The organism is Vibrio sp. S17_S38 (genome assembly GCF_014694375.1).
Lineage (GTDB): Bacteria > Pseudomonadota > Gammaproteobacteria > Enterobacterales > Vibrionaceae > Vibrio.
Genome location: NZ_JAAUWW010000013.1, coordinates 99,474 through 119,141 on the forward strand (window position 1 = coordinate 99,474; position 19,668 = coordinate 119,141).

Consider the following 19,668-nt stretch of genomic DNA (forward strand, 5'->3'; position numbering starts at 1 on the left):
GCATCATCACCCAATAAAACAAAGGTACAACATCATAATCGTACCTTTTACAACGGAGCAATAATGAAAAAGCTGATTTTATTCCTATTGGTTTTTATTTCTTTACCAACATTTGCACGATCATTTGATATTGAAGTGATTATTTTTAAGCGTAATGTTGAACCATCACAAGTAAACGAAGCATGGCCAAGTAACCTTAAACCTATCAATTTTGAGCGTTCATTTTCCTATCGTGATAAAGAGATAATGTCATCAAATGGTGCATATTTACTGCCAAGTGGCTATTACAAACTCAATAAACAGTACCAAGCATTAAATAATCATGCTGGGTTCAAACCACTAGTACATGTTGCATGGCGCCAAACCGATCGTGGACAAAGCCGCTCACCTATTTTCCATATTCAAGCTGGCCAAGATTTTTCTAACACTTTTGCCAACGATGGTCGCTCTTTAGCGCAAATTAGAGATGAATCACCCGATGGTACAGTTCCTGCTGCTTTAGCCAAAGGCCCTGTCGATGAACTTGACGGCACTATGCAAGTGTATGTTCAACACTATCTCTATGTACAAACTAACTTGGACCTAAAAATCCCAGGACAACACGAGATCATTTTACAAGATGCCATCACTGATACACCATTAAATGACAATGACGACGATGAAGTGCAAGTCGGTAACCTAGAACCAATCAAGCCAAAAACGGAAGTAAAAGACTTTTTAAATAGCTACCGTATGCAGCAAAAACGTCAGATGCGAAGCGGTGAGACACACTACCTGGATAACCCGTATTTGGGCATGATCATCCAAGTACGTAAAGCAAGATAAGCATAAAAGAAGAGGCTCAATGAGCCTCTTCTTTTAAAATGAAAATAACCAGCCAAAAGCCTATGCCTCCAGATTTCATTTTAACAACGAATCGTTTAATTTTAAGACTCATTGAAGCCGATGAGGCTACAATCTTTGCCGATACAATTCAACACTCCCCTTCTCTATACTCTTGGCTAGATTGGTGTAGTAACGAATTTAGCACTAACGATGCCCAAGAATTCATTCTTTTTACAAGATTAAACTGGGTGAAAGATTCCGCCTATGGCTTTGGGATCTTTGATAAACAAACTGGTCAGTTTATCGGGATGGCGGCCCTGACAGATCAAAGATTAAGTTTTAACCTTGGCAGTTTGGGTTACTGGATAAGTGATGATCACCAAGGGCAAGGCTATGCAACCGAAGCAATAAGAGCGGTGATAGAGTTTAGTTTTATGCAGCTAAAATTAACTCGTTTAGAATTCGTTTGCGACCCAGACAATATCATTAGTCACAAGTTAGCTTATACCTGTGGCGCACAAAAAGAAGGGATCGCAAAAAATCGTTATATTTTCAATGGGAAGCCAAGAGATGGATTGGTCTTTTCATTAATTCCAGACAAATAAAAACGAGGCTAAATCACCTCGTTTTTTATTATTTCAAATAGTTAACGGCTAAAAATCGTAATATTAATGCAACTTCAGGTTAGGTCGTAATACTCGGTTAATACGACCAACCAACATCATCAAACCTGTTTTAAAGTACCCATGAAGCGCGACAAGGTGCATACGATACAATGAGATGTAGACGATACGTGCAATTCGCCCTTCAACCATCATTGAGCCTTTCGTCAAATTCCCCATTAAGCTTCCCACAGTAGAAAAGCGGCTTAATGAGACTAACGAACCATGATCTTTATATACGTAATTTTTAAGATCTTGATCATTCAACTTTGCCACAATGTTTCGATAAACACGGCTTGCCATTTGATGCGCAGCTTGAGCTCGTGGTGGTACAAATGAACCATCTGCTTGCTGACAAGATGCCAAATCTCCAATCACAAATACATCATCATCTCGAGTTGTTTGTAAAGTAGACTTAACCACTAACTGATTAATACGATTAGTTTCAAGGCCTGCGATATCTTTCATAAAATCAGGTGCTTTAATGCCTGCAGCCCACACCATCAATTGCGCTGAGATACGTTCGCCATCTTTAGTCACAAGACCTTCGCTATCAGCTTGCGTCACCATTGTTTGAGTTCGTACATTAACACCCAGCTTAACTAATTCATGATGGGCAGCCGCAGAAATACGTGGTGGTAATGCAGGAAGAATACGCTCACCCGCTTCAACTAAATTAATGTTTAGTTTTGTTGAATCTAAATCTTCAAAGCCATAAGTATGTAATTCTTTAATCGCATTATGGAGTTCAGCAGATAATTCAACACCAGTTGCGCCGCCGCCAACAATGGCAATATCCACAGTACCTTCGCCATGATTTGCATGCAGTTTTAGAAACAGGTTGTTCATTTCTTTACGGAAAAGGTGTGCTTGTTCTGGACTATCTAAGAAAATACAATTTTCACGAACACCTGGCGTATTAAAATCATTCGACTTAGAGCCAATAGCTAGCACTAAAATATCATATTCAATTTCACGACTAGGGATCAGAAGGTCATCATTCTCATCACGAACTTCACTCAAAGAGATCGCCTTACGTTCACGATCTATTCCATCTAAGCTCCCCATCTGAAAATCAAAATGATGGTTTTTAGCGTGAGCACGATAGCTCAATGCATCCACACCTTCATCTAAAGATCCTGTCGCCACTTCATGCAGCAATGGTTTCCATAGATGGCTGGTTTTTCTGTCCACCAAGGTGATTTCAGCACGTTGCTTACGTCCTAAAGTACGGCCTAACTTAGTCGCTAACTCTAGACCACCAGCGCCACCGCCAACTACAACTATACGCGTCATTTGACACTCCTAAATGATAAAAATAAAAATGTTGCTGGCTCGGCTCGATTAATTATGTTTCTGCCAAACCAATAAATCTGATTGTTCATCAATACACAAAATGGGTTTTTTAGTTGCACTCTGTAAAGAAGCTACCTCTATTTATACAGGTAAGTAAGTGACCAAAAATGAAATGTGAATGGTATTGATGATTAAATTTTTGAGCTAGATAGCGTTTTATTATCATAATAGGCAATGAAAGTTGATCTAGCTCATTATATCCACCCAAAAATCAGGATCAATGAAAAGCTGACAATACTGAAAAATAAAGTAGAGATATTAAAAAAGAGCCACAGAAGGCTCTTTTAGGAACAATAGAGAGGATTTATGTAAAATTCAGCTCACTTTAAATGCTTTAATTTGCTGTAGATGCTGAGAGATTTTTTTAAACTTATGCGATTCTTTATCGTCCCAAATTATTGAGTAATAAGGCGACAACGCTTCATAAGTTAAATCACTATCACGAATATCATCATTTTTAGATAGTATAACCAAACAATTATCTTTGTTCTTGCTACGAAACTCACTAATACATTTCGTAGCAATATCGGTATATTCTTCCGGACGATCAATTCGCCCTTGCATATTGTCTTCTGGGGATAAGTTTGGGTTAAAAATTACCTGTCTAACGCCACATAAAAAACCAATACGTTCAGCCCAGTAGCCACCTAAACCCACCCCACAGATAAGAGGTTGTTCATCTTTATTTTCTTCAACTAGCTTAGACACTTCCTTTAATAAATGTTGCATATCATGCTTAGGATGCAATGTGCTGTAGTTTACAAAGCGTACATCACTGTCGATAAATTGAAACTGCAGTACTTTTTCATGGTTACCCGGGCTTGTACTGTCGAAGCCATGTAAATAAATGATCATTGAACCATCCTCAGTTCTTGATTGCTGCACTTTTTCGTTTAATGACTTCAATCTACCACGATTGATAAGGTTTTAAACTGGTGTTTATGTATTTATTGCTCGATAAAGTGATCTATGTGTCTAACTTTTCTTGAAAGTATAAAGTCATCCGAGGATTAAATTAATATCCATCTAATTCTAACTGATTGTTTAATATCTTAATCGCATCCTGATCTGATTGTCTAGAATGAAGAGTAAAAGATATTTGATGCCATAACATTGCCATAAAGCGTAGATATGGAATCCATTGCTGGACTATCTCAAACCATTGGCACTCTTCTATATTGTAATATTGAGCATAAAGATGGACCCCTTGCTTCACATCAAACTGCCCTGCAAGAATAGTCGTAGCTAGATCAATGATAGGTGAAGAAAAAGCGGCATATTCCCAATCAATTACCATCAAATGACGAGAGGTCGTTTGGATTATATTGTAATCACCTAAATCAAAATGGCATAAACATAAAGGCGTAACAGATAAAGTTTCTTGATATAGCTCGTCGGCATGCGCATAAAAATAATCAAACCGTTTCTTTTGGGTCGTCGATTGCTGAAGGTAAGTTAAACGCTGCCAATAAGCATGAATACACTCTTTATAATCAAATGTTCGGATATTTTCAGCATTCAATAAAGAGGTAACAGGGTACTGGTGTAAATCTGAAAGTGCTCTCATAACAAGGTTAAGGCTGCTATCTGCAACACTATTTAAACACTCACCATCGATCCACTCTATCAACAGCCCTTCTGGAATCAATAGCTCTACTTTTGGTGAAAAAGGGGCATTTTGGAGAGATTGTAATACTTGATACTCATCAGAACGATGTAGAGAAAAATATTCAGTGGATTGCGAATGTGGTCGCCAAACATAATCATTGCCACATTGGGTAGAAATTTTCCAGCATTGATTGGTCAAACCGCCCGTGAGAGGCTGAGCACTCACGAGCTGTTTTGACCACTGATCTTGTAATATACGTAAGCTTGGCTCTTGTTCAAGAGTCTGTTGCCAACCATCAGTAGTCATTATTATCTATACCAACGCAATTACATACCAAAGAAACTTTTTGATTCTTGTTTACGAATCTCTGTTTCATCAGCCCATTCAATTAAACCTGTTTTTAGATCCATCAAACGCATCGTCATTTTGTAATATACATCTTTATCGCTGCCTGCTTGCTTCACGATACTAGAAAGATTGCCATACAACATGTATTGCGCACCAACCATTTGACCAAATTTGATCGCACTGCTTTGATCAACTAATTCATCGTTATTTTGGAAGTTCAGTTGTTTACGTACTGTCTCCACTTTATCCATATCAACAAAACGGAACTTACCTGAGTTCAGCATTTTGGTGCTTACCGAATCAGTAACCGATTCCGTATCAATATGCTCGCTGGTTTTGTTTTTAATTGAATCAACAAACACAATTGGGCGGCTATCTTTTGTAATAGCGGCAACAGAACCTGATGCTAGCATGCTGTCTACCATCTCGTTTGCAATCTTTTGTAGATCGGTTGATCCAAAATCTACCGTTGTTGTTTCTGCTGAATTGGCATCGCCATATTGGACTTTATTCGCACAGCCACCAAGGATCACAGCTAAACTTAATAATGCAATCGCACTTTTTTTCATTACAAATTTCCTTTATTAATCTTGTGGACGAATTTGGATACGAAACTCTTTCGCATTTGGATTCACCGATACTTCAGAAAGACTGATTGACTCATAACCACGTAGCATAAACTGACGCCAAGCACCTTGCTTTGCATTCACTTCGATACCGTTATCATCATACCAATAAAAACGATACTGCAACTGCTGATCACTTGCGTATTTACTTTCAACTTGAACCACACCACGAGTATTGCCATTCATATCTTGAGTGCTAATATCATTAATCGCTAAGCGATCATCAAGAGCACTATCTCCGAACAACACCTTCTGACTACTGCTATCGACTCGTAAACCTGCTGTATTGTTTGAACAACCAGCTAATATTACGATACCTAAACAGGCAATTATCAATTTTCTCATTTAATTTCTCCTAGTTGCTTATGCCACATAGTAACCGAATTTCCTTGCCTTGAAACCCATACAAGCATTCTGCGGTTTTCTCTTACTGGTAGCGTATAAGCTTTTCCATTAAGCGTAACCGAATGATCACCTGCCGGTAAATTAACGCTGCTGCTATAAACTTTTCCAGGTAGAGTTTGCCAACTACGAGTATCCGGTTGCTCTGTTGCTATATTCCAAATGCTCACTAATAAATTGGCAATACCTGAATCATCATTTTTTTGAGCTTCATGGCGTAATTGATCTTTTGTATATAAACGTAACCCTTGTTTTAGTACCATGGTCGGAATACGTTCAGATAAATCATTTTGCGCCATTAGATTAGTATCCGCTAGCAAACTTGGTTTTAATGTTCCTTGGTCAATATGAATCGATGGGAAGCTCTGTTTTTCAAATGATTTATAATAAGGCAACGTGACACTATAAAATCGTACCTGACCCGAGCGCCATAATGGCAAATCTAAGCGCCAGCTATCTCTTGCAGCAACAATACCTTGCTCGTCAATAAAAATAACTTGACCTTGCCCTTTAGGAACCTCATCCGGTTGGCCATATTGCTTGGTTAATGAGGCGAGGTCTTGCCGCATACCTAAAGCTTTAGCAACACGTAACGTAGATTCAATAATTTGTCGATTATCAGGGTATATCGCCAGCGCTCGTTTATAATCAATATATGCATCATTTAGTTGGTTACCGGCCTCATACAGTGTGGCTGATAAATACAATAAATAGGCATTTTGTATGGCTTGCAATGTTTTTCCCGCATCAGGATAATTTGATAAAATACTCCCAACATTTGGTTGAACACCATTACTTTTCATGTTCGATTGGGCTTCTTGTAACTCTTTCTCTCGTCGTTTTTTAGCTTTCTCTTGGACTTGGTTTGCACGTCGGACTTCAACTAAAGCACCTTGCAAATCATTCTGCTGCAAATAGTTTAGTCCTAAATAAAGATGTAAATAACCAAGTTCATAATCGGCAGGCTCGTAAGTGGTTAAATTATCATTAGTCGCAAGCGATCCAACTTGATTTGCCGTTTCACTCACCGATAAGGTTGCTCGTTGCTCCAGAACATTAACGGCAGTATCACTTAGCTGAAAGGAAGAAAAACTTTCAGGGTAGCTTTCCGCTAAGAACGAAACTCGCCCTCTTTCCATATTGCTTAAGATCGGCCCGCCGACATCTGAATCTTTTAGCTCTGAAACTGCATCTTGATAATCGCCAACCATGACATCTTTATAAGCGTCACGATTTTGAGCTGAATAATGACTAAATAAACCACCAGCTGATAAATTAGCACAAGCCGATAAAACCAAAGTTGAGACGAATACGATCACCACACGCCATGATGAGTAAACCGCTGACATCAAAGGATCAGAAAATCCTATTTGTAAATTTAATTTATTCATTTTTTTCATGGTTAAGGCACAAATTAATTAACCAACATAGGCCCTAAAGGCTGACCGCCAACTAAATGCATATGAATGTGGTATACCTCTTGGCCACCATATCCGTTGCAGTTCACAATTAAACGATAGCCTTTTTCATCGATACCTTCCGCTTTAGCGAGCTTTTTTGCGACCGTAAACAAACGCCCCATAACGGCTTCATCTTCCTCTTCAATATCATTGGTCGTTGGTATCAATTTATTGGGAATGATCAGAATATGGCTTGGTGCTCGTGGATTAATATCTCGAAATGCAGTCACTAAATCATCTTGATATAAAATATCGGCAGGAATTTCTTTACGGATGATTTTACTAAATATTGTTTCTTCAGCCATGTGGCCTCCATGCGATAAGGTTTACCACCATATTTATATCATTGCCGCTTTATTTGCTAAATCCGCTCACTTTGAACTGGTAGCAATACGACCGTATTTATGGCTTAAGTTATTAATAAATCGATTGTAAATATCAAGTCTAATAGTATGCGTCAAGGTTTGTGATATGACAATATTTTCTGCCTATAATGCATACCCCCTATTACTGTCATAACAAAAAACCAAAATAAATGAATGCTATGTTGAACCTCACAAGCATTATGGAGTCTATCTATTTAACCGAGGTAGCAATGTATGTTTATTCAAACCAATTGATCAATATAATAAAATTTGAATGCACTTGTTAATTAATCATATTAACCTCATATTAATTATGTTCTTTACCCGCTCTGACATTTATCTTTTGGTGTAACGTTACCTTTTAGTCTCATTTTGATACACACCAAGATTGATGATCCGTATATGTTTATAGAGACCCATAGGTCTAAAAAGGAAGTAGTATGGCGATTCATGTTGGTATTATTGACCAAGATCCTGTGAGATTAATTACCCCGTTACTTGATAGCCGCTCTGAATGTACTCACATGATTTTCATTGGAGACAACAGCCAAAGCGGTATGTACTCTCGATTGCATTCTGTTTTAGAAAGCCGAGGCCTTAGTTCTGATTTTTTTGAAATACCAAGTGCCGTTGATACCTCTGAAATAAAGAGAAATGTCAAACTCCTCGCGGAAAACTTACAACAGCAAAATCAAGTTATTTACTTTAATGCAAGCTGTGGCTTAAGACACCGTTTACTCTCAGCTTATGAAGTATTTCGCAGTTATAACTGGCCTATTTTCGTAGTAGAACCCTTTAGTGACAAACAATGTTGGCTTTACCCTTCAGATAAAGCAGATAGACAAGTCCAAGATCATATTCGAATTAGTGATTACCTGACTATTTTTGGTGCTCGCTGTGAATTTCCAACCATCGAAATCCCTGCTCCTCTAGATGCCAAGTTGCACACATTAGGAAAACGTTGGGCTAGTAATGCTCTAGAGTTAGGTCCTGGCTTAGCCACACTAAATTATTTAGCTACAACATGCCGAAAGGAGCAAAAACTTGATGTTTCCTTAACCGAGAAGCAACAAGGCTATAAAGAACTTGATATGCTATTAAGTGATTTGGTTGATATTCAACTTGCCACCTACGAAAATGGTGTTCTTACTTTCCATAACGAAGATGCTCGTCGCTTTTCGAATGGTGAATGGTTAGAAAACTTAGTTCATAACACCGTACGTGAAATTCAAGACGAACTGAGCACCATTCAAGATCACTCATTAAATGTTCAGGTTTACCGCGAAATAGGCGACCGAGAAGTAAGAAATGAACTTGATGTTGCCACTGTAGTAAATAACAAGCTTCACATCATCGAATGTAAAACCAAAGGTATGCGAGATGATGGTGATGATACTTTGTATAAATTAGAGTCATTGCGTGATTTATTGGGTGGTTTGCAGGCTAGAGCAATGTTAGTTAGTTTCCGTCCTATGCGTCATAATGATATTTCTCGCGCTGAAGATTTAGGTTTAGCTCTAATAGGGCCAGATGAATTAAAGGATCTCAAAACTTACTTAACAAACTGGTTTACTGAAGCGGGTGGCCAAGAAGATATTTAACTTCATCTTTTTAACGTAGTAGAAAATCAACCCTGATAGAAAATGCCCAAGTGAATCACTTCATTTGGGCATTTTTCATTATATTCTATTAAAGCTATCTGATTTATACACTTAGCACTGGAATTTATAGCCCTTATCTATCAATAATCATGATGATTACAGCAGTTTCGCAGCCGCGCCAATCACCACTCGCAAAGAGTTCTTCTCAGCAGCTTTTAGTTTCTCATGATCTGGTATTTCATCTTTACTACGGTTAACAATCACAGCAGCAACACAGCCAGCTCGTAAACCAGAACTTGCACACATCGTCAATAACGTTGCTGATTCCATTTCAAAATTCAATACACCCATTTGTTGCCATTCTTTCATCGAGCCTTGGAAACGGGACACAACACGGCCAGTATAGGTGTCATAACGTTCTTGGCCTGGGTAAAATGTATCACTCGAAGCGGTAATACCGGTATAAACGACACTACCCGTTTCTTCTGCTGCCAACTTCATTGCAGTCGCAACATCAAAGTCTGCGACGGCTGGAAATTCCAACGGTGCAAAATGCGTACTCGCTCCATCAAGACGGACAGAACCTGTTGTCACTATCATATCGCCAACGTTCAAATGTGGCTGAATAGCGCCAGTCGTACCGACACGTAAGAAAGTACGCACACCAAGCTGAGCGAGTTCTTCAACAGCAATAGAAGTCGAAGGGCCACCTATTCCCGTAGAGCATACAACGACCGATTTGCCATTTAGCTTGGCTCGAAAAACCGTATATTCACGGTGGCTTGCTAAAAACTCAGGTTCATCCATCAGCTGTGCAATTTTTTCAACACGAGCAGGATCACCCGGAATAATGGCTAAGGTTGCGCCATTTAGATCTTGCTGATTAATACCTAAGTGGAAAACGTTAGAAGAATTTGATGCCGTCACGTGTGGCTCCTTAACTAAAAATGGATTCGCTAAAACGATCCTTAAATACAATGGAAAATGCTTGCCTTCAATCTAGCCAATAAACCATGGCAATTTAGTGATCAAAATCCCATCTCAGAATGAGAAAAGGCAACCGAATACATAAGTAAACGGTTGCCATCACACTATTTTACGACTTAGATTATCTCATCTCTGGTTTATAAAGCTAATGAGAGTGCTCCTCTATTGGTAAAAATACCGCATTGCTTTGAAGAACATTCAATTATCACCTTCGATGAGGTTATTCATTTAAAGCGGCTTCTTAAAACAACTATTAAAATTATCACTAACAGCTTTCAGCACTTCGCGGCGTGAAATGATTCCGACAAGCTTTTTATTTTCAACCACTGGATACACTTTAGGTTTACCAACCTCCATCATTTCAGCTAAAGCTAACACTGACATTTCAGGGCTAATGGTTAGAGCATCTTTATTCATGCAATCACCCACAGTATGGGTGTCCTGACAGTGATAGCTCACTTGAACTAGGCGATTGAGTAAATCCTGTTCTGATAAAAAACCGACGACTTCTTGTTTTTCATTAATAACTGGCCCACCAATATTGATCGCATTCAACACTTTATCCAAGGCAGTAGAAAGTGACATATTTTCAGTAAACGTCACAGCGCGAGGACGCATATAATCTCGTACTTTTAAAGATGCCATAACTCTCTCCTATTATGATCGCCTAATATACTCATATTACTTAAAGTATCATTGGCTCTATTATTAATTTTAGTTGGACAATGTATTAACCCTTTATCTAAGTGTCGTCTAATTTCTTGATTTTACTAAATGGATTTCAACGATTTTATTCATTGTTAAAACCAATGAGACCATTATTTACTTCTTTGCCGGATTAGTTTTTGCAAATTTATAGAGATCGGGACGGCGATGTTTTAAGTTCGTCACAGAGCCTTCACTATGCAAAAGTTTTAATTTAGACAAATCCACATCGGCGTAAATCATCATTTCAGTATTAGGATCCGCTTCCGCGATAATGGCATCATGTGGGAAATAAACATCTGATGGTGAAAATACCGCGGATTGTGCATATTGAATATCTACGTTATCGACTCGCGGCAAATTCCCAACACTACCACTAATAGCAACATAGCATTCATTTTCAATGGCTCGGGCTTGGGCGCAAATGCGTACTCGCAAATAGCCATTTTTAGTGTCCGTCCAGAACGGAACAAATAAAATTTGAACACCTTGCTCAGCCAACATGCGACCAAGTTCAGGAAACTCAACATCATAACAAATCAATATTCCCACTTTGCCTGCATCAGTTTCGATAACTTTAACCTTATCACCACCTTCAATCACCCAATCCCATTCTTCATGCGGCGTAATATGGATTTTATATTGCTCTTCAATACTACCATCCCGATGTAACATATAAGCTACGTTATACATCTTCCCATCTTGCTGCACTGGTAGGCTGCCTGAGATAATATTAATGTTGTATGTCACCGCTAAGCGCGAAAACCTCTGGATGATTTCCTCTGAATATTCACTCAAATAGCGCATGGCTTCAACCGAGCGAAGATCCGGTGCAAGCCCCATCAATGGCGCGCTAAAGAACTCAGGAAATAGCGCAAAATCAGACTGATAATTAGCGAGTGAAGTAATAAAGAATTCAGCTTGATTCACCAAATCGTCCAACGACATCACATGGCGCATTTGCCACTGAACAACACCAATCCGCACGATACTTTTTTCGTTTTGGTGGATTGATTCAAGCTCTTCTTCATAGAAAATATTATCCCACTCTAATAATGTGCCATATCCTTGAGATTTTTCATCTTCAGGTAAGTAACCACGCATCAGACGCTTGACGTCAAAATCATTAGAAAGCTGAAAGGATAAAATCGGATCGTGGAACTCTTGGCGTTTTACTTTTTCAATGTAGTCACTGACTTTCATTTGATCTGAATATTGTTGGAAGCCCGGAATTCGACCACCGGTTAAAATGGCTTTTAAATTATCGGCACGACATAGCTCTTTACGTGCTTCATATAAACGGCGACCTAAGCGTAAACCTCTATAGTCAGGGTGGACAAAAACATCCAACCCATAAATAGCATCACCATTCGGATTATGTTGAGCGACATTTTTTAAATCAACAATATCAGTGTACTTATGTGGAAGAGAAAAACGCGAATAGTCCACCTTGATAGTTAACGCCGCGCCAATAATTTTACCACTGTCTTCAATGCAAATTTGACCATCAGGAAACTGAGTTACGAGCTCCATAATCGTTGATTCTGGCCATGCTCCCCCAACATCTGGAAAAACTAAATCCATTAATGCGGCTAATTCTAGATAATCTTCAGGCATTACAATTCTAAGATTAAGCAGCGGAGTATTATTTTCTTCCATAGATATAATTCCTTTCTTTTCCATTCATGTATTCTAGAGTAACGAATTATTCGGACCAAACAAGGACTTATCTTCATCGTAACATCATCAATCTTAAACTGATTAAAAATTATCTTTTAATTTCAGTTGTCTATATTTTTAGAATATTGATTTTGTTAAACTATTCATCGCCCTTTCCTCATAACTTATTGTGATCATGAAGCGTTTAATTTACTCATTATTTCCAGGCTCCCAACCCGATAAAATTACGACATCTTTACTGTTCAGCTGTTTTTTTGTAGGTATTGCTGGTGCATTCACCGCCCCAACCATGAGCCTTTTTATTTCGGAAGAAGTTGGTGCTAGACCATTTTTAATCGGCTTATTTTTTATGGTAATGACTATTTCAGGGGTAGTAATAAGCCAAGTTATTGGATGGTGGTCTGATCATGGCATTGACAGAAAACGCTTAATACTTGTCTGCAACCTTATGGGAGCAATCGGTTTTATCATCTTTGCATTTAATCGAAACTATTGGATTTTACTCGTGTGCTCCGCCATTTTTATCAGCACCACATCAGCATCTGTTCCACAAATTTTTGCTTTAGCGAGAGAAATATTAGACCGTAGCACCAAACCTTCTGAAAAATTCAGTGCCGTACTTCGGGCGCAAATTTCACTGGGTTGGGTCATTGGCCCTCCAATTGCCTTTTTCATTGCGACTGGATTTGGTTTTACGCATTTATTTCTACTCGCCGCCGCGATGTTTCTTTTATTATGTTTTATTACTCACCAAACTTTACCGAGTATTGAACCTACTCCAAAAAATCCAGTAGAAATTGAAGACTCTCTCTGGAAAGACAAGAATATTATTTTATTGTCCATTTCTTTTGTTTTTATGTACTGCTCAAATAATATGTATTTGATCAGTATGCCTTTATACATTACTAACGATTTAAACATGGATTCGTCTGTGGCTGGTTTAATGATGGGAGCTGCCGCATTTATAGAGATTCCCATAATGTTACTTTGCGGAAGTTACGCAACACGGTTTGGCAAAAAGCGGATGATCATGGCGTCTATCATTGCTGGAACTCTGTTTTATGTAGGTATAATCATTAATACCACTTTAATCGGATTTATTGCACTGCAAGCCTTCAATGGTATTTTTATTGGTGTAACCGCAGCCCTTGGAATTTCTTTTTTTCAAGATTTAAAACCCCAAAAGATGGGACAAGTCACCACCCTTTATTCCAACGCCATCAAAACTGGTGGTGTACTTGGCGGCGCATTTGCAGGCAGTATTGCTGAGTATTTTGGATTTCATGCCGTATTTATTGTTTCTGGCATTATGAGTGTCGTGGCGTTTTTAGCTATTTTGACCGTAAAAGAAGCCTAACTTTTATTCGAGAGGAAATCATATGAAGCATAGAGGAACACCACATGCATTAGTTGTAGAAGGTGGTGCAATGCGAGGTATATTTTCAGCTGGTGTGCTCGATCATTTCCTCGATGTTAATTACACAAACTTTGATTTTTGTCTTGGCGTCTCTGCCGGTTCAACCAGCTTAACATCTTGGTTAAGTCATCAAAAAAGTCGAACTTATACGGTGATTACCGATTACTCTTGCCGACCTGATTTCATCAGTTTCAAACGTTTTATCAAAGGTGGTCATTGGCTTGATTTAGATTGGTTATGGCGAATTACTATCGATGAAATCCCCATCGATATTAACACTCTATTCGCTCAGGATATTCCTCTTTATGTTGTCACTACCAATATCAATACTGGTAAAGCGCATTATATCCAAGCCACTCCAGATAATATTGTCGAACTATTAAAAGCCTCTTGTTCTGTCCCTCTTGCGTATCGGAACTTTCCTATTATTGAAGAACAAGCCATGACAGACGGTGGAGTTGCAGATTCTATTCCTGTTGAAAAAGCCTACCAAATGGGTGCAAAAGAAATTACAGTTATTTTATCTAGGCCTCTCGGCTATGTGAAGAAAGCCAGTAAAACCCCTTGGCTCACTCGTAAATTTTTATCACAATATCCACAATTGGCAGAAGCCGCACTTCAACGTGCCAATATTTATAACCGCACTATTACCTTTATTAACAACCCTCCGTCAGATTGCATTATCCATGTCATTGCACCACCTGAGAACTTTCCTGTCGGGCGCCTGACAAAAGATCGTCAAAAATTGGATATTGGATACCAAATGGGGATAGAACAATCAAAAAACTGGTTGGCCAAAATAATCGTCAGCTGAAATTTTTTCACCGACTAAAACCATAATACTTGCAGATAAATATATAAAGTTTCAAATTGTTAATGATTAATTAATCATCACATGCAATGATAACTTTTGAGTTATTGTCAAATCTGGTGTATGAAGCCATCAGGCAACGCTCCGATCTGATGCTTCATCTTTTACCTGTTCGCCGTCTTTGAACGGCACGTTGTTGACCACCAGAGTCAGCAGTTCGAATCCCTTAAGTCGATTCCAGCTTTTCTGTGCTGTCTGGAGCAGCTTGAATACCATCGCCAGCGTCGTCGCTCTTGAACCGCAGTTCTTAGCCCGTTTGCTGCGTAGCCTCACTGTCGCAAACGCCGACTCGATGGGATTTGTCGTCCTTATTGACGCCCAGTGCGCCGCCGGAAAATCGTAGAAAGCGAGCAACTCTTCGCGATCCTTCTTCAGCTTCTTCATCGCTGCCGGATATTTGTCGCCATACTTCACCAGCATCGCATCCAGCGTTGTGTCTGCTGACTTGCGGTTCTCTGCCAGCCAGATATCCCTCAGCTCACTTTTTATTTTCGGCTGCACCGACTTCGGCAACGACGCCAGTACGTTCGCCGTTTTGTGTACCAGACAGCGTTGGTGGCGGGTATCCGGAAACACCTTAGCCAATGCATTCCAGAAGCCCATAGCCCCATCGCCGGTTGCCAGCTTAGGAGAGCTCGTCAGGCCACGTGAGCGCAGGCCGCTCAGAAGCTCGTACCAGCTCGCCTCCGACTCCCTGTAACCATCTTCAACAGCAATCAGCTCTTTACGGCCATGTTCCGTGACGCCGATGACAACCAGCAGGCACAGACGATCGTCTTGCCGTACGTTGCTGTAAATACCATCCGCCCAAAGATAGACATACCGCGTATCGCTCAGGTCGCGTTGCGCCCAGGCATGGTGCTCATCCAACCACTGCGCCTTCAAACGACTGATGGTGCTGGCTGAGAGGCCGGAAGCGCCTTCGCCGAGCAGAGCCGACAGCGCTTCGTTGAAGTCGCCGGTAGAAATGCCACGCAGGTACAGCCATGGCAGCAACTCCTCAACAGATTTAGCCCGCTTCAGGTAGGGCGGTAGCAAGGTGCTGTTGAAGCGAATGCCGCTGCCACTGCGATCCCTGACCTTCGGCACTTTGACGCTGACATCGCCGATACCGGTCTGAATAGTGCGCTCGGGCAGAAACCCGTTACGCACCACCGCCTGGCGGCCATCGTCGAGTCGGCACTCGGCAAACTGTGCAAGCATTACTGCCAGTTCGGCCTCAACGGCACTGGCGATCAACTGCTGTGCGCCGTTGCGTAGCAGCTCATGGAGTGGATCTGTAGCCTCAACTGGCTCAGGCAAGACCTGTAGGGTAGACTTGGTCATGGCGTATCATCTCTCTGTTGTTGAAATCTTGGACGAAATCAATCAGCAGGATACGCCACCTTCCTCGAGTCCCCATACACCACAAATGACCATAACTCATAACTTTTTGGCAACAATTGTAGGTGTTACATGGATATTCGAAGCCTTTTACTTATTTTATTAGTGGTGTTCGTTTGGGGTATTAACTTCGTAATTATCACCGTTGGACTTCAAGATGTTCCGCCTTTCTTCATGGCAGGATCTCGCTTTATTTTTGTTGCCTTACCTCTCATTTTCTTTTTCCCTAAACCTGTAGTGCCTTGGCGATGGATTATCGCTTACGGGTTAACTATCAGTTTTGGCCAGTTTGCTTTTCTTTTTTATGCTTTACATGTCGGCATGCCGTCTGGGCAAGCCTCATTGATATTACAGATGCAAGTGTTCGTTACCGCTATTTTAGGTGTATTAATCTATCAAGATAAGATAAATAAGCTCCAAATCATCGGTGGCTTAATCGCATTAGGTGGTGTCATCTGCTTATTACTTGGCGTACTTGAAACCCACATTACATTCTTGGGTTACTTCTTAACCTTATGCGCGGCATGTTCGTGGGGAATTGGCAATCTATGTAACCGTACCATTTCCATGCGTTATCCAAGTACTAACATGGTGCATCTTGTGGTTTGGGCAGCTCTTGTGCCTGTCATTCCTTTCTCTTTCTTTAGTTACTTGCTTGACGACCACAATTTAATAATACAAGCCGTTACCCACCCTTCTCTTCCAACCATTCTGACTGTTCTATATCTCGCTTTTGCTGCCTCACTTTTTGGCTATAGTGCATGGGGATCGGCAATAGCTAAACATGGAACGGCAAATGTTGTTCCTTTTGCGTTATTAGTTCCGGTAATTGGCTTATTTTCCGGTTGGATAATTCTTGATGAAACCTTAAACAACCTCCAGTTCATAGGTTGTGGCATTGTGATTTTAGGTTTGTGTATTTATATCTTTAATCAAAAAATTAAGCTGTGGGTTCAAAGCCAAAGAAAGTCAGACTTAAATATGAGTTAGAAATGAAGAACCACACTATTATCTAAAAGGAAGTTGGTTAAAGCTCACGATTTTTATACGTACTATTTGTTGTATAACACTTTCCACTCTAATCTAAACGCTTGTTTGATTTTAAGGATAGTAAAATGAATTCACTGCTAAATGGATTTCCAGTCATCACTGAAATTCCTGTTGCATGGGGAGAAATGGACGCTCTACAACATGTCAATAATGTTATGTATTTTCGTTATTTTGAAACAGCCCGAATTGATTATTTCAAACAGATTGCGTTAATGGAACAAATAGCACTCACTCAAATTGGCCCAGTAGTAAGTGAGACTAGTTGCCGATATAAAATACCCGTCACCTTTCCAGATACTTTGCTGGTTGGGGCTAAAATTACTGACTTGCAAGAAGATAGATTTACCATGAAATACCAAGTGGTGAGTACTAAGCTCAATAAAGTGACAACACTAGGAAGCGCAACGGTGGTAATGTTTGACTTTAAAAATCAAACTAAAGCGCGTTTAAGTTCAGAAATATATGAAGCTATCCAATCTATCGAGCACTTAAGCTAAGCTCCTCATCCTTTTAAGGCAGCCAGTGATGACATATCTGGTTGCCAAGCCTTCCTCATATTTCAATCTATAAAAATATCAATGACATAAAATAGAGAAGAACTTCAGATTTTCTAGGCTATATATCACTTATCAGCTTCAAATCAAGCTAATCACACCAATTGAGAGTAGACTCTTCTTATACTCTGCTAATCTAAAGATATACTTACTATTAAGGAAATTTATGAACATTCCAATGGATCTCATTTTTGGTAATATTGTGCCAATTGTTCTCTTTATTTTTATTGTCGCTATTTTAAAAAGCGGTATTAAATTTGTTCCACAAAATCAAGCTTGGCTGGTTGAACGTTTTGGGAAATATCATTCAACAAAAGTGGCAGGACTTAATTTCATCGTCCCTTTTATTGATCGAGTTGCCGCAGAGCGCAGCCTAAAAGAACAAGCTCAAGATGTGCCTTCTCAATCAGCCATTACACGCGACAATATCTCATTAGTCGTTGATGGTATTTTATACTTTCGTGTGTTGGACCCATACAAAGCGACTTACGGTGTCGATGACTACGCTTTCGCCGTCACACAGCTAGCACAAACCACTATGCGTTCTGAACTAGGTAAAATGGAGCTGGATAAAACCTTTGAAGAGCGTGATGTATTAAATACAAATATTGTAGCCGCCATTAACTCAGCAGCAGAACCTTGGGGCATTCAGGTTCTACGCTATGAGATTAAAGATATCGTTCCACCAAGCTCCATAATGGAATCGATGGAAGCACAAATGAAAGCCGAACGAGTAAAACGTGCTCAAATTTTAGAATCTGAGGGTGACCGTCAGGCCGCAATTAATGTTGCCGAGGGTAAAAAGCAAGCCCAAGTATTGGCTGCTGAAGCGGATAAAACAGAGCAAATTTTAAGAGCAGAAGGTGAAGCAAAAGCAATTATTGCAGTAGCCGAAGCACAAGCCGAAGCACTAAAAACTATCGGTGATGCTGCCAATACAGAGGAAGGTCAAAAGGCCATTCAGCTTGATCTAGCAACCAAAGCCATTGAAGCTAAACGTGCTATCGCGAAAGAGTCATCAGTCGTATTACTACCAGATAATGGTACCGATGCCAGCTCACTGGTCGCTCAAGGTATGTCGATCATTAACTTGTTAAACAAGACCCCTAAAGGATAATTATGGATTGGATAGTCAGTTACCTTCCGCAAGTTTTAATGGCTGTCGGTATTATTGCATTAATCATTGAAATTGCGGTGCTCGGCTTCTCTACGTTCTTATTGTTCTTTGTTGGGCTGGCATTATTTTGTACTGGCCTTGCGATGCAATTCAACTTAATTGAAGCCAGTCTTCATCATGGCGTTTGGTTAAGTGGCGCATTAACCTGCATCTTTGCTTTAATTTTATGGCGACCACTAAAACGCCTGCAGAATCAACCAAGTGATGAAACATTAAAAAGCTCTGACTTTGCTCAAATCACTTTCGTTTTGACCGATGATATTAATGCCTCTTCAGATACAATGGTGCATGCCTACTCTGGAATTAACTGGAAAGTTCGTAGCCAACAGCCGCTATCAAAAGGTCAAACTGTAAAAGTTGTTCGCCATGATGTAGGTATTTTATGGGTCGAATCAGACGAGCCTGTTATAAAGTAATCAATAAATAAATACCAAATAAGAAACGAATTATGGGCAGTTAAGTACTGCCTTTTTTTAATCGAGCCCAATATTTGTCAACACCAGTTGAAATCTGATCCACTTTTTTAAAAATTCACCGTTTTAATATTGATCCACTTATTTGCTCAGCTATTGCTAATTTCTAATATTCCA

20 protein-coding genes are annotated in these 19,668 nt (G+C 39.8%); 9 read left to right on the top strand and 11 right to left on the bottom strand.

Features of this window, described 5'->3' with window-relative positions:
• Window positions 1–63: 63 nt before the first annotated feature.
• Together HC725_RS11450 and HC725_RS11455 are read left to right on the top strand one after the other, a co-directional pair.
• Entirely contained in the window at window positions 64–825 is a 762-nt protein-coding gene (locus HC725_RS11450) for a peptidoglycan binding protein CsiV (RefSeq protein WP_190331953.1), read from the top strand.
• Between the two features lie 62 nt (window positions 826–887).
• Window positions 888–1,430, top strand: a complete 543-nt coding sequence (locus HC725_RS11455) for a GNAT family N-acetyltransferase (RefSeq protein ID WP_190331972.1) — start codon at window positions 888–890, stop codon at window positions 1,428–1,430.
• A 63-nt stretch (window positions 1,431–1,493) separates the two neighbouring features.
• Here the strand turns inward: HC725_RS11455 and HC725_RS11460 are convergent, their stop codons facing one another.
• The 7 genes from HC725_RS11460 to HC725_RS11490 form a co-directional block, all read right to left on the bottom strand.
• Complete coding sequence (locus tag HC725_RS11460) at window positions 1,494–2,783, bottom strand: NAD(P)/FAD-dependent oxidoreductase (RefSeq protein ID WP_190331954.1); 1,290 nt, start codon at window positions 2,781–2,783, stop codon at window positions 1,494–1,496.
• Window positions 2,784–3,158: 375 nt separating this feature from the next.
• On the bottom strand, window positions 3,159–3,698 hold the full coding sequence (gene ycfP, locus HC725_RS11465) for an alpha/beta hydrolase YcfP (RefSeq protein ID WP_190331955.1): 540 nt from the start codon (window positions 3,696–3,698) through the stop codon (window positions 3,159–3,161).
• A gap of 160 nt (window positions 3,699–3,858) precedes the next feature.
• Window positions 3,859–4,758 (bottom strand): phosphotransferase, encoded by a 900-nt coding sequence (locus tag HC725_RS11470; RefSeq protein ID WP_190331956.1) that lies wholly within the window; start codon window positions 4,756–4,758, stop codon window positions 3,859–3,861.
• Between the two features lie 20 nt (window positions 4,759–4,778).
• Window positions 4,779–5,369 (bottom strand): penicillin-binding protein activator LpoB, encoded by a 591-nt coding sequence (gene lpoB, locus HC725_RS11475; protein ID WP_190331957.1) that lies wholly within the window; start codon window positions 5,367–5,369, stop codon window positions 4,779–4,781.
• A 15-nt stretch (window positions 5,370–5,384) separates the two neighbouring features.
• Window positions 5,385–5,771: a YcfL family protein gene (locus tag HC725_RS11480; protein WP_190331958.1), complete on the bottom strand. Its 387-nt coding sequence runs from the start codon at window positions 5,769–5,771 to the stop codon at window positions 5,385–5,387.
• Window positions 5,768–7,177, bottom strand: a complete 1,410-nt coding sequence (locus HC725_RS11485; RefSeq protein WP_190331973.1) for a COG3014 family protein — start codon at window positions 7,175–7,177, stop codon at window positions 5,768–5,770. The genes HC725_RS11480 and HC725_RS11485 overlap by 4 nt, the downstream gene beginning before the upstream one ends.
• 65 nt (window positions 7,178–7,242) lie before the next feature.
• On the bottom strand, window positions 7,243–7,593 hold the full coding sequence (locus HC725_RS11490) for an HIT domain-containing protein (RefSeq protein WP_190331959.1): 351 nt from the start codon (window positions 7,591–7,593) through the stop codon (window positions 7,243–7,245).
• A gap of 500 nt (window positions 7,594–8,093) precedes the next feature.
• Between HC725_RS11490 and HC725_RS11495 the strand changes: the two genes are divergently transcribed.
• Window positions 8,094–9,254, top strand: coding sequence for a DUF1887 family protein (locus HC725_RS11495; protein WP_190331960.1), 1,161 nt, complete (start codon window positions 8,094–8,096; stop codon window positions 9,252–9,254).
• 156 nt (window positions 9,255–9,410) lie between these two features.
• Here HC725_RS11495 and udp read toward each other — a convergent pair whose 3' ends face one another.
• The 3 genes from udp to HC725_RS11510 all read right to left on the bottom strand — a co-directional run bounded on the left by udp (window position 9,411) and on the right by HC725_RS11510 (window position 12,605).
• The gene (udp, locus tag HC725_RS11500; RefSeq protein ID WP_190331961.1) at window positions 9,411–10,181 is read right to left on the bottom strand and encodes a uridine phosphorylase; all 771 of its coding nucleotides are present in this window, start codon (window positions 10,179–10,181) and stop codon (window positions 9,411–9,413) included.
• A 288-nt stretch (window positions 10,182–10,469) separates the two neighbouring features.
• Window positions 10,470–10,886, bottom strand: a complete 417-nt coding sequence (locus HC725_RS11505; protein WP_190331962.1) for a CBS domain-containing protein — start codon at window positions 10,884–10,886, stop codon at window positions 10,470–10,472.
• 177 nt (window positions 10,887–11,063) lie between these two features.
• Window positions 11,064–12,605: a bifunctional GNAT family N-acetyltransferase/carbon-nitrogen hydrolase family protein gene (locus tag HC725_RS11510; protein ID WP_190331963.1), complete on the bottom strand. Its 1,542-nt coding sequence runs from the start codon at window positions 12,603–12,605 to the stop codon at window positions 11,064–11,066.
• Between the two features lie 196 nt (window positions 12,606–12,801).
• Between HC725_RS11510 and HC725_RS11515 the strand changes: the two genes are divergently transcribed.
• On the top strand, window positions 12,802–13,983 hold the full coding sequence (locus HC725_RS11515) for a sugar efflux transporter (RefSeq protein ID WP_190331964.1): 1,182 nt from the start codon (window positions 12,802–12,804) through the stop codon (window positions 13,981–13,983).
• Window positions 13,984–14,005: 22 nt separating this feature from the next.
• Window positions 14,006–14,857: a patatin-like phospholipase family protein gene (locus HC725_RS11520; RefSeq protein WP_190331965.1), complete on the top strand. Its 852-nt coding sequence runs from the start codon at window positions 14,006–14,008 to the stop codon at window positions 14,855–14,857.
• Between the two features lie 129 nt (window positions 14,858–14,986).
• Here HC725_RS11520 and HC725_RS11525 read toward each other — a convergent pair whose 3' ends face one another.
• On the bottom strand, window positions 14,987–16,240 hold the full coding sequence (locus HC725_RS11525) for an IS256 family transposase (protein WP_190331966.1): 1,254 nt from the start codon (window positions 16,238–16,240) through the stop codon (window positions 14,987–14,989).
• Between the two features lie 129 nt (window positions 16,241–16,369).
• Here HC725_RS11525 and HC725_RS11530 point away from each other — a divergent pair, with 129 nt between their 5' ends.
• The 4 genes from HC725_RS11530 (at window position 16,370) to HC725_RS11545 (ending at window position 19,494) form a co-directional block, all read left to right on the top strand.
• Window positions 16,370–17,287 carry an EamA family transporter gene (locus HC725_RS11530; RefSeq protein WP_190331967.1) on the top strand — a complete coding sequence of 306 codons (918 nt, stop codon included), beginning with the start codon at window positions 16,370–16,372 and terminating at the stop codon, window positions 17,285–17,287.
• Between the two features lie 125 nt (window positions 17,288–17,412).
• On the top strand, window positions 17,413–17,844 hold the full coding sequence (locus HC725_RS11535) for an acyl-CoA thioesterase (RefSeq protein ID WP_190331968.1): 432 nt from the start codon (window positions 17,413–17,415) through the stop codon (window positions 17,842–17,844).
• A 223-nt stretch (window positions 17,845–18,067) separates the two neighbouring features.
• The gene (locus HC725_RS11540) at window positions 18,068–19,018 is read left to right on the top strand and encodes an SPFH domain-containing protein (protein WP_238928493.1); all 951 of its coding nucleotides are present in this window, start codon (window positions 18,068–18,070) and stop codon (window positions 19,016–19,018) included.
• Window positions 19,019–19,020: 2 nt separating this feature from the next.
• Window positions 19,021–19,494 carry an NfeD family protein gene (locus tag HC725_RS11545; protein ID WP_190331969.1) on the top strand — a complete coding sequence of 158 codons (474 nt, stop codon included), beginning with the start codon at window positions 19,021–19,023 and terminating at the stop codon, window positions 19,492–19,494.
• Window positions 19,495–19,668 lie beyond the last annotated feature (174 nt).